Raw genomic sequence first — 16,209 nt, forward strand, 5'->3', positions numbered from 1 at the left:
TCCGACTCCGCGTTCAGTCCGTCGCCGTGACCTTGCCCGCGAGGTGCGACGGCAGCGGCTCGTACCGCAGGAACGTCCGCGTGAACGTCCCCGTCCCGTGCGACATCGAGCGCAGGTCGATCGCGTACCGGGTGATCTCCAGCTGCGGCACCTCGGCCTTGACCAGCGTGCGGCCCGTGCCGACCGGCTCGGTGCCGAGCACCCGGCCGCGCCGCGAGGACAGGTCGGACATCACCGAGCCCACGTAGTCGTCGGCCACCAGCACCGACAGCTCGTCCACCGGCTCCAGCAGCAGCGTCGGCACCTTCCCGGCCGCCTCCTTGAGCGCGAGCTGGCCCGCGATCTGGAAGGCCATGTCGGAGGAGTCCACGGAGTGGGCCTTGCCGTCGTACAGCGTCACCCGCACGTCCACCATCGGGTAGCCGGCCACCACGCCGCGCTCCATCTGGGCCCGCACGCCCTTCTCCACCGACGGGATGAACTGCCGCGGCACCACCCCGCCGACGATCTTGTCGACGAACTCGAAGCCGCCGCCGGAGGGCAGCGGCTCGACCTCGATGTGGCAGATGGCGTACTGGCCGTGCCCGCCGGTCTGCTTGACGTTGCGGCCCATGGCCTGGCACCTGCCGCCGAACGTCTCGCGCAGCGGCACCCGCAGCTCCACCCGCTCCACCTCGACGCCGTGGCGCTTGGCCAGCCGGTCGAGCAGCACGTCCGTGTGGGCCTCGCCCATGCACCACAGCACGAGCTGCTTGGTCTCGGGGTTGTTCTCCAGCCGCAGCGTCGGGTCCTCGGCGACGAGCCGGGCCAGCGCCTGCGACAGCTTGTCCTCGTCGGCCTTGGACTTGGCCTGGATGGCCACCGGCAGCAGCGGGTCGGGCATCTGCCAGGCGGTCATGAGCAGCGGCCGCTCCACCTCCGACAGCGTGTCGCCGGTCTCGGCCCGCGACAGCTTGGCGACGGCGACGATGTCGCCCGCGACGCCCTTGGCGGCGGGCCGCTGCTGCTTGCCCAGCGGGCACGTCAGGGTGCCGATGCGCTCGTCGACGTCGTGGTCCTCGTGGCCGCGCTCGGCCAGGCCGTGCCCGGAGACGTGCACGGTCATGTCCGGGCGCAGCGTGCCGGAGAAGATCCGCACGAGGCTGATGCGGCCCACGTACGGGTCGCTCGTGGTCTTGACCACCTCGGCGACCAGCGGTCCGTCCGGGTCGCAGGAGACGTCCGCGACCGGCTTGCCGTCGAGGGTGGTGATCTCGGGCAGCGGGTGCTCCAGCGGCGACGGGAACCCCTGGGTGATCAGCTCCAGCACCTCCATGGCGCCGACGCCGATGCCCGAGCAGAGCACCGGGTAGAAGCTGCCGCGGGCGACGGCCTTCTCCAGGTCCTCGATCAGCACCTTGGTGTCGATCGGGTCGCCCTGGAGGTAGCGGTCCATGAGCGACTCGTCCTCGCTCTCCTGGATGATCCCCTCGATGAGGACGCCGCGGTAGTCCTCGATCCGCCCCTCGTACTCGGCCCCGGGGTCCTTCTCCGTGCGCGTGCCGGTGGCGTAGTTGTAGAACTTCTGCGACAGCAGCCCGATCAGGCCGTTGACGTGCCCGTTGGTGATCACCGGCAGGTAGAGGGGGGCGACGCCGTCACCGAAGACGTCCTGGCAGGTGGCGAGCACCTCGTCGAAGTCCGCCCGCTGATGGTCGATCTTGGTGATCACGACGGCGCGGGGCATGCCGACCCGGGCGCACTCCTCCCACAGCATCTGGGTGAGCCCGTCGACGCCCTCCGCCGCCGACACGACGAACAGGGCGGCGTCCGCGGCGCGCAGGCCGGCGCGCAGGTCGCCCACGAAGTCGGCGTAACCGGGGGTGTCCAGAAGGTTGATCTTGACGCCGTTGTGCGTGAGAGGCGCGAGGGCCAGGTTCACCGACCGCTGCTGGCGCACCTCCACCTCGTCGAAGTCGCTGACCGTGTTGCCGTCCTCGACCCGGCCCGCCCGCTGGATGGTGCCGGTGGCGGTCAGCAGTTGTTCGACGAGGGTCGTCTTGCCCGCTCCCGAATGGCCGACCAGCACGACGTTGCGTATCGCGTCCGCACTGTCGGCCGATGGTGCCCTGCCCGCGGCTCCCATGGCCGCGCCCGGGTTCTTCTCCGCCACATCGCCTCCGGTCTCGTGGGACGAGACGGCCCGCTCCGGCGGCCTGACCCGCGGCCAGGCGGACGGCCGGGCATCCTCTCCCGTGTCGTCGGTTCGACTTCCAACGCCGCGCCCGCGCGGAGGGTGGAGCAGGACCGCATGAACAGACGCGGTGTGTTCACCAAATACCCGTGTGGCGGATATCACAAGGGGGGTGAGGCAAAGAAACTGGCCGGGCCGGGGATGGCCTACGATCAGAGCGCGATGCTGAAACTCCTGCGTCCGGCCGTCACCCGGATACTCACCCCGCTGGGCAGGGCCCTGGTCCGCCACGGGATCGGACCCAACGCCGTCACCGCGATCGGCACCCTCGGCACCGTGGTCGCCGCCCTGCTGTTCTTCCCCGCGGGCCTGCTCGCCGCCGGCGCGCTGGTGATCACCGTGTTCGTGCTGTTCGACCTGCTCGACGGCGTGGTCGCGCGGCTCGGCGGCGGGGGCGGCAGCACGTGGGGGGCCTTTCTCGACAGCACGCTCGACCGGGTCGCCGACGCCGCCATCTTCTGCGGGCTGATCCTGTACTTCTTCGCCGAAGGCGACGTGCTCATGGCGTCGGTCACGCTGTTCTGCCTGGTGGCGGGCGCTCTGGTGTCCTATGCCAAGGCCCGGGCAGAGGGGCTGGGGCTGACGTGCGACGTGGGGCTGGCCGAGCGGCCCGAGCGGCTCGTGGTGGCGCTGGTGGCGAGCTTCCTGGCCGGGCTCGGGCTGCCGTACGTGCTGGCGGCCGGCATGTGGTTGCTCGCGGCGGCCAGCGCTGTCACCGTGGTGCAGCGCGTGGTCCACGTCCACCGGCAGACGAGGGAGCGATGAGCGAGAAGCCGTCCGTCACCGACCGGGTCGTCGCCGCGGGGTTCGCGGCCGGCTGGCGGCTCGTGCCGCTGCTGCCGCGCGGGCTGACCGCGGGCGCCTTCCGGCTGGCCGCCGACCGGGTGTGGGCGCGGCGCGGCAAGTCCGTGCTCCGCCTGGAGTCCAACCTGGCGCGGGTGACCGGGCTCGCCCCGGGCAGCCCCGAGCTGGGCGAGCTGACCAGGGCCGGCATGCGCTCCTACTTCCGCTACTTCGAGGAGATCTTCCGGCTGCCGTCCATCCCGGTCGAGGAGGTCGTGCGGCGCACCCACGTCACGGGGGCCGAGCACATCTTCGACACCGTCGCCGCCGGGCGCGGCGTCGTGCTGGCGCTGCCGCACATGGGCAACTGGGACCAGGCGGGCGCCTGGCTGGTCGGCGTGGGCCACCCGTTCGCCACGGTCGCCGAGCGGCTGCGCCCCGAGTCGCTGTTCCGCCGCTACGTCGCCTTCCGCGAGGGGCTCGGCATGGAGGTGCTGCCGCTCACGGGCGGCGACGGCCACAACTTCGCGACGCTCGCCATCCGCGTACGGCGAGGCGGCGTCGTCTGCCTGCCGGCCGAGCGCGACCTGACCAAGAGCGGCGTGGAGGTCGACTTCTTCGGCGCCCGCACCAAGATGCCCGCCGGGCCGCCGCTGCTGTCCGTCCAGACGGGCGCGGCCCTGCTGCCGGCGACCGTCTACTTCCACGGCGACGACTGGGGCATCGACATCCACGAGGAGATCCCGGTGCCCGCCGAGGGCACCCGCCAGGAGAAGGTGGCGGCGATGGCGCAGAGCCTCGCCCACGTCTTCGAGAAGGGCATCACCGCCCACCCCGAGGACTGGCACATGCTGCAGCGGCTGTGGCTGGAGGACCTGCCGCGATGAGAGTCGGCATCGTGTGTCCCTACTCGTGGGACATGCCGGGCGGGGTCAAGCAGCACATCGACGACCTGGCGCAGGCGCTCATCGCCCAGGACCACGACGTGTCGGTCATCGCGCCGGCCGCCGACGACGACGAGCTGCCGCCGTACGTGGTGGGCGCGGGGCGCGCGGTGCCCGTGCCGTACAACGGGTCGGTGGCGCGCATGTCGTTCGGCTTCCTGTCGGCGGCGCGGGTGCGCCGCTGGGTGCGCACGGGCGAGTTCGACGTGCTGCACATCCACGAGCCGCTGATCCCGAGCCTCGGCGTGCTGGCCTGCTGGGCGGCCAAGGGGCCGATCGTGGCGACCTTCCACGCCTCGTTCACCCGCTCGCGGGCCATCGCCGTGGCCGAGCCGCTGCTGCGCAGCGCGCTGGAGAAGCTGAGCGGGCGCATCGCCGTGTCCGACGCGGCGCGCAAGAGCCTGGTCGAGCAGTTCGGCGGCGACACCGTGCTCATCCCCAACGGGGTGACGGTGGCGCGCTACACCTCGGCCGAGCCGCTGGACGGCTGGGGGCCCGACGGGGCCACGATCGGCTTCCTCGGCCGCATGGACGAGGAGCGCAAGGGCCTGCCGATCCTGCTCGACGCCTTCGCCGAGCTGGGCCCGGCCCGGCCCGGCCTCAAGCTGCTGATCGCCGGGCCCGGCGACGCCAAGGATGTCTACGAGCGGCTGCCGCGCGAGCTGCACGACCGGGTGACCGTGCTCGGCATGGTCAGCGAGGCCGACAAGATCCGGGCCTACCACTCGGTGGACGTCTTCTGCGCGCCCAACACGCGCGGCGAGAGCTTCGGCATCGTGCTGGCCGAGGCCATGGCGTCCGGGGCGACCGTGCTGGCCAGCGACATCCCGGCGTTCCGCAAGGTGCTGGGGGAGGGGCAGGCGGGGGCGCTGTTCGCCAACGGCGACCCGTCGTCGCTGGCGCGCGAGGCGGCGGCGCTGCTCGACGCGCCCGAGCGGCGCGCCAAGCTGGCCGAGGAGGCGCTGGTCGCGGTCCAGAAGTACGACTGGTCGACGGTGGCGCGCGACGTGGTCCGCGTGTACGAGACGGTGACCACCGCGGGCGCCGGCCGCGTGGAGGAAGACCTGTGACGTCCACCCTGATCGTGCTGATCGCGGGCATCGTGGTGGTGCTCACCGCGGTGTACGTCTCCTGGCGGGCGGGCCGCCTGGACCGGCTGCACATCCGGCTGGAGCTGGCCCGCGAGGCGCTGGACGCCGCCCTCATGCGCCGCCGCGCGGTCGTGCTGGAGCTGGCCGGCTCGCGGCTGCTCGACCCGGCCACCTCGCTCGTGCTGGCCGCCGCGGCCCACGAGGCCCGCATCGCCGGGCCCGAGGAGCGCGAGCACGCCGAGAGCGACCTGTCGGGCGCGCTGCGCGCCGCCGTGGACCAGGAGCGCTTCCGGGAGAAGCTGTCGGAGGCGCCGGGCGGTCCCGACCTGCTGGAGGAGCTCGACGCGGCCGTGGCCAAGGTCGTCTACTCGCGCCGCTTCTACAACAACGCCGTGGGCGTCACCCGTACGGCGCAGCGCCGCTGGCTGGCCCGGACCCTGCGCCTGGCCGGGCACACCGAGTTCCCGTCGTTCTTCGAGATCGACGACGATCCTCCGGCGGCCATGGCAACTGAATGACCCCGATTTGGCCCGGCCGGTAAGCTTCTTCCATTTTCCGGGCCGAAGCGGAGGAGTCGTACAGGTGCGCCTATCCCGGTTGATCGCCGTCACGCTGGCAGGAGCAGCCGTCGTGCCGCCGCTGGCGGCGTGCTCGTCGGACGAGCCCGCTCCCGGCAAGGTCCCGCAGGCGGCGACCTCCGCCCCCGTCTCCGCCGAGCCGACGGACGAGCCGGACCTGCACCCGTTCACCGGCAAGCCGGCGACGGCGCTCAAGCCGGTGCTCGCGGTGAAGATCGAGAACACCGCGGCCGGCAAGCCGCAGCTCGGCCTCAGGAGCGCCGACATCGTCTACGTCGAGCAGGTCGAGGCCGGCCTGACCCGGCTCATGGCGATCTTCTCCTCGAAGCTGCCGCCCAAGATCGGCCCGGTCCGCAGCGCCCGCATCTCCGACCTGCACATCGTGCCGCAGTTCGGCAAGCCGGCCTTCGCCTACTCCGGCGCGCAGACCAAGATGCTGCCGCTCATCGCGCAGGCGTCGCTGTGGGACGTCTCCGACAGCCGCGCGCCCGGGGCGTACTTCCGCCAGCCGGGCCGCGTCGCCCCCTACAACCTGTTCGCCAACACCAAGGAGCTGCTCGCCAAGGCGCCCAAGGCGAGCAAGGCCAAGGACATCGGGCTCACCTTCGGCGAGGCCCCGGCCGAGGGCGGCGTGGACAAGAAGTCGTACACGGTCCGCTGGCCCGGAGCGCGCTTCACCTTCGCCTGGTCGGAGGAGAAGAAGCAGTGGCTGATCTGGCAGGACGGCAAGAAGGACATGGCGGCCGAGGGCGGCCAGCAGAGCGCGCCCACGGTGGTGGTGCAGTACACCAAGACCGAGCGCTCGCAGTTCCACGACAAGAACCAGAGCTACACGCCGCTCGTCCACTCCGTCGGCAAGGGGTCGGCGGTCGTGCTGCGCGACGGCAAGGCGTACAAGGCGCGCTGGGAGCGCAAGTCCGAGGAGGAGGGCACGACGTTCACCACCGAGAGCGGCGAGCCGATGAACTTCGCCCCGGGCCAGGTGTGGATCGCGCTGGCGAGCCGCAAGCCCGTCACACCGTGACGTACAAATATCCCGAAAAATCATGACATGGTGGCATGTCGGGCCGAGGCCCGTTCAGGACCTACCATGGGTTTGATAGCTGACCGTAGGCGCAGGAGAGGCAGCCGGCCCCGACCCCCGATGACGGGACGACGGGCGCGGCCGGCCCGACCGCAGAGTTCGTGAGGAAGACCGTGTCCAGCAGCACGCCCGAAGCTTCGTCCACCCCCGGGCCGGCCACCGGCCCCGTCACCGGAACGGCCCGCGTCAAGCGCGGCATGGCCGAGATGCTCAAGGGCGGCGTCATCATGGACGTCGTCACCCCCGAGCAGGCGAAGATCGCCGAGGACGCCGGCGCGGTCGCCGTGATGGCCCTGGAGCGCGTGCCGGCCGACATCCGCGCGCAGGGCGGCGTGTCCCGGATGAGCGACCCCGACATGATCGACGGCATCATCTCCGCGGTGTCGATCCCGGTCATGGCCAAGGCCCGCATCGGCCACTTCGTCGAGGCCCAGGTGCTCCAGTCGCTCGGCGTCGACTACATCGACGAGTCCGAGGTGCTGACCCCGGCCGACTACGCCAACCACATCGACAAGTGGCAGTTCACCGTGCCGTTCGTGTGCGGCGCGACCAACCTCGGCGAGGCGCTGCGCCGCATCACCGAGGGCGCGGCCATGATCCGCTCCAAGGGCGAGGCCGGCACCGGCGACGTCTCCAACGCCGTCACCCACATGCGCACGATCCGCGGCGAGATCAAGCGCCTCACCTCGCTGCCCGAGGACGAGCTGTACGTCGCGGCCAAGGAGCTGCAGGCGCCGTACGAGCTGGTCGCCGAGGTCGCCAGGACCGGCAAGCTGCCGGTCGTGCTGTTCACCGCGGGCGGCATCGCCACCCCGGCCGACGCCGCGATGATGATGCAGCTCGGCGCCGAGGGCGTGTTCGTCGGCTCCGGCATCTTCAAGTCCGGCGACCCGGCCAAGCGGGCCGCGGCCATCGTCAAGGCCACGACCTTCTACGACGACCCCGACGTCGTCGCCAAGGTCTCGCGCGGCCTGGGCGAGGCCATGGTCGGCATCAACGTCGACGAGATCCCGCAGCCGCACCGCCTGGCCGAGCGCGGCTGGTAGTCCCCGCCGGTAACCGCTTCCGGAGACCGCCCGCCGCTCCCGCGCCCCGTCAGGGGCCGTGAGGGAGCGGGCGGTCGCCGTCTCGCCGGTCGGCGACCGGGGCGGGCGTGGGCGATCATCGGCGCGTCGGCTCGGGGCGCGGCGCGTCGCTAGGGCATGATCTTGTCCGGCGGGCGCCGGCCTCCATGATGGAAATTTCCGAATTAGGCGATATCCGCGAAGGATGTCGCCTTTTTCGTGTTGTGTGGTGTTCACCGGAACGTCATGGGACTCCGTCAGGCTACGGACGTCCTCCACCCTTGATCGTCCCAGGAGCCACGCATGTCCCAGCTCAACCGGCGGCACTTCCTCGTCACCGGGTTAGCGGCGGGCGCCGCCGCGGCGCTCCCCGCGGGAGCCGCGCACGCCGACCCCACCCCCGACCCCGCCGCCGAGACCGCCCAGTCCCTCGCCTCGCGCGGCCTGCGGACCGACCCGTTCACGCTGGGCGTCGCCTCGGGCGACCCGGACCACTCCGGATTCGTGCTGTGGACCCGCCTGGCCCAGGAGCCGCTGGCCGAGGACGGCCTCGGCGGCATGCCGCAGCGGCCGTTCACCGTGCAGTGGCAGATCTACGCCGACGAGAACGCCCGCCGGGTCGTGCGCGCGGGCGTCGCCGTGGCCGCGCCCGAGTGGGGGCACAGCGTCCACGTCGAGGTCGACCACCTGAGCTCCGACCGCGACTACTGGTACCGCTTCCGCGTCGGCCCGTACGTCTCGCCCATCGGCCGCGCCCGGACCGCGCCGCACCCCCTCGCCTACGGCGGCGGCCTGACCATGGCGTTCGTCTCCTGCGCCCAGTACGAGCACGGCCTGTTCACCTCGTACCGGCGCCTGGCCGAGGAGCACCCCGACCTGGTGCTGCACCTGGGCGACTACCAGTACGAGTACGCCCGCGACACCTACACGATCCCGGGCGGCAACGTCCGCGACCACGAGGGCCCCGAGACCGAGACGCTGGCCAACTACCGCCAGCGCCACGCCCAGTACAAGGCCGACCCCGACCTGCAGGCCGCGCACGCCGCCGCGCCGTGGCTGGTCGTCTTCGACGACCACGAGCTCGACAACAACTGGGCCGACGAGGTGCCCGAGAAGCCCGAGGTGCCACAGCCGAACTTCCTGGCCCGCCGCGAGGCCGCCTTCCGCGCCTACTACGAGAACATGCCGCTGCGCCGCACCTCGATCCCGCGGGGCATCGACATGCAGCTCTACCGGCGCATCCGCTGGGGCCGGATGGCCACCTTCCACATGCTCGACACCCGCCAGTACCGCGACGACCAGGGCTGCGGCGACGGCTACCGCGACTGCCCCGCCGCCGTGGACCCCAACCGGTCGATCACCGGCGCCGAGCAGGAGGCGTGGCTCATCGACGGGTTCCACAAGTCCCGCGCCCACTGGGACATCATCGGCCAGCAGGTCTTCTTCGCCCAGCGCGACAACAACGCCGGCCCGGCCAAGATCACCAGCATGGACGCCTGGGACGGCTACGTCGCCTCCCGCCAGCGCATCACCCAGGGCTGGATCGACGCCGGGGTCCGCAACCCGGTCGTCCTGACCGGCGACGTCCACGCCCACTGGGCCAGCGACCTCAAGCTGAACTACGACGACCCCACCGGGCCCACGGTCGGCTCCGAGCTGGTCACCACCTCGATCACCACCGGCGGCGACGGGGCCGACTCCGACCCCGCCTCCCAGCCGTTCCTGAAGATCAACCCGCACCTGAAGTTCTACAACAACCAGCGCGGCTACGTCCTGACGAAGATCGAGCGCGACGCGATGACGGCCGACTTCCGGGTCGTGCCGCAGGTCCGCACACCGGGCGCCGCCGTCCACACCAAGGCCACGTTCGTGGTCGAGGACCGCGTGCCGGGCGTCCAGCAGACGTACCTGCGCCCGCTCGACCCGGCGGCGCGCACCCTCGGCGCCCCGTCGATCGAGGAGACGGTCCGCCTGGAGACCGAGCGTCCCTGACCCCGCCTCCCGCCGAGCGGCGTCCACGTCATGTGGGCGCCGCTCCTGCGTTCTCCGGAGGCCGGCCGGAATATTAGCTCAGCTAAGTTAGTTGGGCTAAGTATGACCGACCCCAGCACCCCCCGCCCCGGCCAGGCGGACCCCGGCGTGCTCGCCGAGGGCGTCTCCGCCGTCCTGCGCCACCTCGTCCTCCTGCTGAGGCGCACCACCGCGGGCCAGCCCGTCACCACCCAGCAGTACGCCGTGCTCGGCTCCCTCGAACAGGGGCCCCGGCGGATGACCGAGCTGGCCGAGGAGCACGCCGTCCAGCTCCCCACCATGACCGTGCAGATCAACCGGCTGGAGGACGCCGGGCTGGTCGCCCGCGGCGCCGACCCCGCCGACGCCCGCGTCAGGACCGTCGAGCTCACCGGCGAGGGCCGGGACCGGCTGCTCGCCGTACGGCGGGCCAGGATCGCCCGGCTCGGCCAGGACCTCGCGGCCCTCACCGAGAAGGAACGCGCGACGCTCGCCGCCGCGCTGCCCGTGCTGGCCAAGCTCGGCCGCACCTGACACCAGTAACACCAGTGACACCCGGAGAAGGAGCACCATGTCATCCGGTGGCGGAATCCTGCGCCAGCCGACGTCCGTCTGGGCCACCGCGTTCGCCGCGGTCGTGGCCTTCATGGGCATCGGCCTCGTCGACCCGATCCTCCCGTCCATCGCCCAGGGCCTGAAGGCCACCCCCAGCGAGGTGTCGCTGCTGTTCACCAGCTACTTCCTGGTGACCGCCGTGGCCATGCTCGTCACCGGCTGGGTGTCCAGCCGCATCGGCGGCAAGCGCACCCTGCTCGCCGGCCTCGCGCTCGTGGTTCTCTTCGCCGCGCTCGCCGGCACCTCCGGCAGCGTCGCCGAGCTCGTCGGCTTCCGCGCCGGCTGGGGTCTCGGCAATGCCCTGTTCGTCGCCACCGCCCTCGCCGTCATCGTCGGCGCGGCCAGCGGCGGCGCCGAGTCGGCCATCATCCTGTACGAGGCCGCCCTCGGCCTCGGCATCTCCGCCGGCCCCCTCGTCGGCGCGCTGCTCGGCGACTGGAACTGGCGGGCCCCCTTCTTCGGCACCGCCACCCTCATGGCCGCCGGCTTCGTCCTCATCGCCACGTTGCTGCGCGCCACGCCCAGGCCGGCGGTCAGGACCAGGCTGAGCGCGCCCATCCGCGCCCTGGCCCACGGCGGCCTGTCCACCACGGCCTTCACCGCGCTGTTCTACAACTTCGCGTTCTTCACCGTGCTGGCCTTCACCCCGTTCATCCTCGGCATGTCGCCGTACGGCATCGGCGCCGTCTTCTTCGGCTGGGGCGTCTGCGTGGCCCTCGCCTCGGTCTTCGGCGCGCCGCCGCTCCAGCGCCGCATCGGCTCGGTGAACGTCCTGCACCTGGCCCTCGGCCTGCTCGCCGTGCTCCAGATCGGCATCGCCGTGTCGGCCGGAGCGGGCGCCCGCCCCGGCGTCGTCGTCTGCACGATCCTGTCCGGCATCCCCATCGGACTCAACAACACCGTCTTCACCGAGTCCGCCATGGAGGTCTCCGACGCGCCACGGCCCGTCGCCTCCGCCGGGTACAACTTCGTCCGCTGGATGGGCGGCGCGCTGGCCCCGTTCGTCGCCACCAGGCTGGGCGAGGAGATCGGCGTCACCGTGCCGTACGCCGTGGGCGCCGCCTGCTGCGTCGTCGGCATGGCCGTGCTGTACGCGCGCCGCCACCACCTGCGCTCCCTGGCCCGCGTGGACCTCGACCACGGCGTCCACGACGCGGCGCCCGCCTGATCCCGGCACCTCCGCCCCGTCCCGCCGGGGTGCCGGGACCTTCGGCGTCCCGGCGCATCCCGGCGGAAGACACCACCCCGCCGTGGTGTTGAATGAACCGGACCCGCACCCCGACGGAAGGACGACCGTGCCCGCCACCGCCCCCGACAGCACGCCCGCCGGCGAGCCTGCCGACGCGCCCGCGAGCCGCCCGCCCACCATCGGCGTGCTCGCCCTCCAGGGCGACGTCCGCGAGCACCTGCGCATGCTCACCGAGGCCGGCGCGCGGGCCGTCGCCGTGCGCAGGCCCGCCGAGCTGGAGGCCGTCGACGGGCTCGTCGTCCCCGGCGGCGAGTCCACCACGATGTGGAAGCTCGCCGAGACCTTCGACATGCTCGAACCCCTGCGCATGCGGATCAAGGCCGGCATGCCCGCCTACGGCTCCTGCGCCGGCATGATCATGCTGGCCGACCGCATCGAGGACGGCATCGCCGGCCAGCAGACCATCGGCGGCATCGACATGGTCGTGCGGCGCAACGCCTTCGGCCGCCAGGTCGACTCCTTCGAGGCCGACCTCGACTTCGCGGGCGAGGCCGTGCACGCGGTCTTCATCCGCGCTCCGTGGGTCGAATCGGTCGGCCCGGACGTCGACGTGCTGGGCATGGCCCAGCCTGGGGATAGGATCGTCGCGGTCCGTCAAGGTCCGTTGCTCGCGACCTCCTTCCACCCGGAGCTCACGGGGGACACGCGGGTGCACCGATACTTCGTAGACATGGTGAGGGAGCTCTAGGTAATGTCCGGCCACTCCAAATGGGCGACGACGAAGCACAAGAAGGCCGCGCTCGACGCCAAGCGCGGCAAGCTGTTCGCGAAGCTCATCAAGAACATCGAGGTGGCGGCCCGGACCGGTGGCCCTGACCCCGACGCCAACCCCACCCTCTTCGACGCCATCTTCAAGGCGAAGAAGAACTCCGTGCCCAACGACAACATCGAGCGGGCCCGCAAGCGCGGCGGCGGCCTCGAGGCCGGCGGCGCCGACTGGCAGACCATCATGTACGAGGGCTACGCGCCCGGCGGCGTCGCGGTGCTCATCGAGTGCCTCACCGACAACCGCAACCGCGCCGCTTCCGAGGTCCGCGTCGCGCTGACCCGCAACGGCGGCTCGCTGGCCGACCCCGGCTCGGTGTCCTACATGTTCAACCGCAAGGGCGTCGTCATCGTCCCCAAGAACGGCCTCGACGAGGACACCGTCCTCATGGCCGTCCTCGACGCGGGCGCCGAGGAGGTCAACGACCTCGGCGACTCCTTCGAGGTCGTCTCCGAGGCCGGCGACCTCGTCCCGGTGCGCAAAGCCCTCCAGGACGCCGGCATCGACTACGACTCGGCCGACTCCGGCTTCATGCCGACCATGACGGTGCCGCTCGACGAGGAGGGCGCCCGCAAGGTTTTCCGCCTCATCGACGCACTGGAGGACAGCGACGACGTGCAGAACGTCTTCGCCAACTTCGACGTCTCCGACGAGGTCATGGAGAAGCTGGAGGCCTGAGCCTCCCTCACCCGGGCCGCCTCCCGCGCGGGGGCGGCCCGCGGCATGCGGTCCCACGCCCCGAGCGCGCGGAGGCCCCGGCCGGGCCCGTTCCGGGGGCGACGGCGTGCGGGGCGCTTCGAGATCGGCGTAGGGTCGTGGGACGTGACCTCCGACAGCCTTCCCCGACCCCCGTCGCCCGCGCTCGGCTGGGTGCTCCTCATGCCGGCCGGCCTCGGGATGCTGATCTCGCTGCTCCTGCCCACCGTCCAGACGATCCGGCTCAGCCTGGAGTCGGGCGGCTCGCTCACGCCACGCAAGTACGTGGGCATGGACAACTACGCCCAGCTCACCGGCGCGGGTGAGGTCTGGACGGCCCTGGGGTTCAGCCTGTCGCTGGTGCTCATGCCGCTGCTGGTCGCGCTGATCGCCGGGCCGCTGCTGGCGTTCGCGCTCGACCGGGCCGGCAGCCGTCCTCGCCGCGCGGGCCTGGTCGTGCTGTCGCTCGCGCCCGTGGTCTTCTCCCCGACGGCCGTCGCCGTCTCCTGGCTGTACGGGCTCAGGCCCGGGGAGTCCGGGCTGGTCACCCTCGCCACCGCGCTGCGCGACCCGGCCACCGCGCCCTCCGGCCTGCGGCTGATCGTCGCCGCGGCCACGTTCGGCGTCGTGTGCGCGCTCGCGGTGATGGCGTTCCTGCCGGCGCTGCGCGGCGGCGCCGTGACCCGCAGCATGATCGCCGTGGGCGTCGTCGTGGCGCTCGCCATGCTCGCGGCCGGCCTCCAGACGTTCACGCTGTCCGCGCTCCTGACGGGCGGAGCGCGTCCCGGGGGCGCGCAGACGCTGGCGGGCATGCAGTACACCCACGCGTTCGTCCAGGGCCGGCCGGGCATGGGCGCGGCGGTGGCCACGCTGACGGGGATCGTCCTGGGCGTGCTGGGCCTCGTGGCCGCGGTCGTCGTGGTGGCGGCCGGGGTGCGCCTCTGGGTCGCCCCGGCGGACGCGAGCGCCTCCGAGAAGCCGAACGAGGAGCCGTACGAGCCGGCGGAGCACGCCGCCGCCGGCCGCGCGGCCGTGGGCCTGGGCGGCTCGGGCGGTGCCGCCCCGGGGCCCGGCGGCGCGGGGCGGACCGCCCCGGCGGCGCGCGGTCACGGGTTCGGGCCGGGCGCCCCCGGGGGCGGCGTGGCGCACGGGGCCGGCGTCTCAGCCGCCGGAAGGGCCGCGGGCATCGCCGCCCTCGTCGCCTACGCCGCCCTCGCCCTCGTCCTCGCCTGGCCCTGGCTCGCGGCCCTGATTCGGCCCTCCTCCGGACCCGGCGGCCTGGCCACCCACGTCAACACGTGGGCCCCCGCCCTCATCGGCGCCCTGGTCTCCGTGGGCGTCGCCTACCTGGGCGCGCTGGGCATCGGCGGGCTGCGGCCGCTCGGCCGCCACAGCGAGTGGCTGCTCCTGCTGTTCGCGCCCTGGCTGTTCGTGGGGGTCGGGCCGCTCGGCGTGGCCGGCTGGACCGACATGCGCAACCTGGGGCTGATCGACACCTTCGTCGCCCTCGTGCCGCCCGTGCTGGTCAGCGTCCCCAGCCTGTTCCTGCTCACCCTGCTGTGCAAGGGCCTGGCCGAGCGGTCCGGAGGCGACTTCGTCGGCGGAGTCGTGCGGCCCTCCCTGCCCATGGCGGGCATCCTCGTGCTCGTCGTCACCCTGCTCAACGGCCAGGACCTCCTCTGGCCGCTGCTCGTCGTCCACGACCCCGGCCTGACCACCGCGCCCGTCACCCAGTTCCTGCAGTTGCGCCAGTACGGCGGCTGGCCCTCCGCCGGCCTGTCCACGCCGCTGCCGGTGGTCCTGGTCGCGCTGCTCGCGGCGGGGGCCGCCCAGGTGCTGTACCTCCACCGCCTGGCCCTGCGCGCCGGCGCGCCGGGGGGCGGCGCGCGCAACCCCGCCCCCGCTGCGTAGGTTGTCCCCTTGTGGAGATTCGTGACCTGACCACCGACGACTACGACGACCTGTTCGACGTCCGCCGACGCTCGTTCGGACCGGTCTCCCCGGCCGAGCGCGAGACCTGGCGCTCCCTCGTCGTCCCGGCCCTGAACGAGGGCCGCTACCTCGGCGTGTTCGAGGGTTCCCGGCTGGCCGGCGCCGCCCGGCTGCGGGCGTTCACCCAGTGGTGGCACGGCCGCCCCCAGCCCCTGGCGGGCGTGGCCGGCGTCACCGTCAACCCCGAGTACCGGGGGAGGGGCGTCGGCACGCGGCTCATGCGCGCCGTCGTCGAGCGGGCCGCCGGCCTCGGCGACGCCGTCTCCGCGCTCTACCCGGCCACCACCCCCGTCTACCGCGCCACCGGGTACGAGCACGCCGGCGCCCGCCACCTGGTCACCATCCCCACCGAGGCGCTGCGCGGGATCCGGCCGACCGGCGACGTGCCGGTGCGCCGCATGGACGCCGGCGACGCGGCGGAGGTCGTCGCGCTGCTGCACCGCCTGCACGGCGCGGCCCGCTCCTCCGGCCCCATCTCCTGGGACGAGCGCACCTGGGCCCACTGGCTGTCCCAGGAGGACGACTTCCTCTACCTGGCCCCCGACGGCTACGCCGTCTACCGCTGGGACGGCGACCGCATGCGCGTCGACAACCTCGTCGCCGGCTCGCCGGAGACCGCCCGCGCCCTGTGGTCGCTGGTCGGCTCGGCCTCCTCCATCACCAAGACCGTCCTGGCCGTGGTCGCGCCGGACGACCCGGTGCTGTGGCTGCTGCGCGAACGCTCGGAGGAGCAGCTCACGGCGGTGCGCTGGATGTTCCGGGTCCTCGACGTGGAGGCGGCGGTGGAGCGCAGGGGCTTCCCGTCCGGGGCGGCGCTGGACGTCACCGTCGAGGTCGAGGACGCCGTGCGCACCGGCAACACGGGGCTGTGGCGGCTCACGGTCGCGGGCGGCAAGGGCACGGCCACGGCGCTCCCGGCCGGCGCGGACTCCTTCACCGGGCCCCGGCTGGGGATCAACGGGCTGTCCGCGCTGTACGCGGGGGTCCCGACGGCCACGCTGCGCCGGGGCGGCCTGCTGTCGGGGGACGACTCCGGCGACGAGGCCCTGGACGCGGCCTTCGCGGCCCGGCCGTACATGCTGGACTACTTCTGACGGAGCCTCC

The 16,209-nt window shown here is 72.8% G+C and carries 14 protein-coding genes; 13 read left to right on the forward strand and 1 reads right to left on the reverse strand.

The annotated features are described in order from the left end of the window. Window positions 1-13: 13 nt before the first annotated feature. The gene (locus HD595_RS34115; protein WP_420540730.1) at window positions 14-2,152 is read right to left on the reverse strand and encodes an elongation factor G-like protein EF-G2; all 2,139 of its coding nucleotides are present in this window, start codon (window positions 2,150-2,152) and stop codon (window positions 14-16) included. A 243-nt stretch (window positions 2,153-2,395) separates the two neighbouring features. Between HD595_RS34115 and pgsA the strand changes: the two genes are divergently transcribed. The 13 genes from pgsA to HD595_RS34180 all read left to right on the forward strand — a co-directional run bounded on the left by pgsA (window position 2,396) and on the right by HD595_RS34180 (window position 16,199). Then, window positions 2,396-2,998: a phosphatidylinositol phosphate synthase gene (pgsA, locus tag HD595_RS34120; protein ID WP_253776341.1), complete on the forward strand. Its 603-nt coding sequence runs from the start codon at window positions 2,396-2,398 to the stop codon at window positions 2,996-2,998. Next, the gene (locus HD595_RS34125; protein ID WP_253776343.1) at window positions 2,995-3,903 is read left to right on the forward strand and encodes a phosphatidylinositol mannoside acyltransferase; all 909 of its coding nucleotides are present in this window, start codon (window positions 2,995-2,997) and stop codon (window positions 3,901-3,903) included. The genes pgsA and HD595_RS34125 overlap by 4 nt, the downstream gene beginning before the upstream one ends. Next, the gene (locus tag HD595_RS34130; RefSeq protein WP_253776345.1) at window positions 3,900-5,030 is read left to right on the forward strand and encodes a glycosyltransferase family 4 protein; all 1,131 of its coding nucleotides are present in this window, start codon (window positions 3,900-3,902) and stop codon (window positions 5,028-5,030) included. The genes HD595_RS34125 and HD595_RS34130 overlap by 4 nt, the downstream gene beginning before the upstream one ends. Further along, entirely contained in the window at window positions 5,027-5,569 is a 543-nt protein-coding gene (locus HD595_RS34135; RefSeq protein ID WP_175594700.1) for a hypothetical protein, read from the forward strand. Before HD595_RS34130 ends, HD595_RS34135 begins: the two co-directional genes overlap by 4 nt. Window positions 5,570-5,633: 64 nt before the next feature. Continuing rightward, complete coding sequence (locus HD595_RS34140; protein ID WP_253776347.1) at window positions 5,634-6,653, forward strand: DUF3048 domain-containing protein; 1,020 nt, start codon at window positions 5,634-5,636, stop codon at window positions 6,651-6,653. A gap of 173 nt (window positions 6,654-6,826) precedes the next feature. Then, window positions 6,827-7,759 (forward strand): pyridoxal 5'-phosphate synthase lyase subunit PdxS, encoded by a 933-nt coding sequence (pdxS, locus tag HD595_RS34145; protein WP_308211291.1) that lies wholly within the window; start codon window positions 6,827-6,829, stop codon window positions 7,757-7,759. Window positions 7,760-8,080: 321 nt separating this feature from the next. Next, window positions 8,081-9,769 carry an alkaline phosphatase D family protein gene (locus tag HD595_RS34150; protein WP_253776349.1) on the forward strand — a complete coding sequence of 563 codons (1,689 nt, stop codon included), beginning with the start codon at window positions 8,081-8,083 and terminating at the stop codon, window positions 9,767-9,769. Window positions 9,770-9,871: 102 nt separating this feature from the next. Continuing rightward, window positions 9,872-10,321: a MarR family winged helix-turn-helix transcriptional regulator gene (locus HD595_RS34155; protein WP_253776351.1), complete on the forward strand. Its 450-nt coding sequence runs from the start codon at window positions 9,872-9,874 to the stop codon at window positions 10,319-10,321. Window positions 10,322-10,358: 37 nt separating this feature from the next. Next, window positions 10,359-11,570 (forward strand): MFS transporter, encoded by a 1,212-nt coding sequence (locus HD595_RS34160; protein ID WP_253776353.1) that lies wholly within the window; start codon window positions 10,359-10,361, stop codon window positions 11,568-11,570. Between the two features lie 205 nt (window positions 11,571-11,775). Next, entirely contained in the window at window positions 11,776-12,339 is a 564-nt protein-coding gene (gene pdxT, locus HD595_RS34165; protein WP_308211377.1) for a pyridoxal 5'-phosphate synthase glutaminase subunit PdxT, read from the forward strand. 3 nt (window positions 12,340-12,342) lie between these two features. Beyond that, complete coding sequence (locus HD595_RS34170) at window positions 12,343-13,095, forward strand: YebC/PmpR family DNA-binding transcriptional regulator (RefSeq protein ID WP_253776355.1); 753 nt, start codon at window positions 12,343-12,345, stop codon at window positions 13,093-13,095. 144 nt (window positions 13,096-13,239) lie between these two features. Beyond that, window positions 13,240-15,024 carry a carbohydrate ABC transporter permease gene (locus HD595_RS34175; protein WP_253776357.1) on the forward strand — a complete coding sequence of 595 codons (1,785 nt, stop codon included), beginning with the start codon at window positions 13,240-13,242 and terminating at the stop codon, window positions 15,022-15,024. Window positions 15,025-15,035: 11 nt separating this feature from the next. Then, window positions 15,036-16,199, forward strand: a complete 1,164-nt coding sequence (locus HD595_RS34180) for a GNAT family N-acetyltransferase (protein ID WP_253776359.1) — start codon at window positions 15,036-15,038, stop codon at window positions 16,197-16,199. Window positions 16,200-16,209: the final 10 nt, after the last annotated feature.

Origin of the sequence: Nonomuraea roseoviolacea subsp. carminata (assembly GCF_024172185.1) — a bacterium.
GTDB classification, from domain to species: Bacteria; Actinomycetota; Actinomycetes; order Streptosporangiales; family Streptosporangiaceae; genus Nonomuraea; species Nonomuraea roseoviolacea.

Coding starts and splice junctions, on each gene's coding strand:
- pgsA (WP_253776341.1), top strand. CDS start 2,396: ATGCTGAAACTCCTGCGTCCGGCCGTCACCCGGATACTCACCCCGCTG.
- HD595_RS34125 (WP_253776343.1), top strand. CDS start 2,995: ATGAGCGAGAAGCCGTCCGTCACCGACCGGGTCGTCGCCGCGGGGTTC.
- HD595_RS34130 (WP_253776345.1), top strand. CDS start 3,900: ATGAGAGTCGGCATCGTGTGTCCCTACTCGTGGGACATGCCGGGCGGG.
- HD595_RS34150 (WP_253776349.1), top strand. CDS start 8,081: ATGTCCCAGCTCAACCGGCGGCACTTCCTCGTCACCGGGTTAGCGGCG.
- HD595_RS34155 (WP_253776351.1), top strand. CDS start 9,872: ATGACCGACCCCAGCACCCCCCGCCCCGGCCAGGCGGACCCCGGCGTG.
- HD595_RS34160 (WP_253776353.1), top strand. CDS start 10,359: ATGTCATCCGGTGGCGGAATCCTGCGCCAGCCGACGTCCGTCTGGGCC.
- HD595_RS34170 (WP_253776355.1), top strand. CDS start 12,343: ATGTCCGGCCACTCCAAATGGGCGACGACGAAGCACAAGAAGGCCGCG.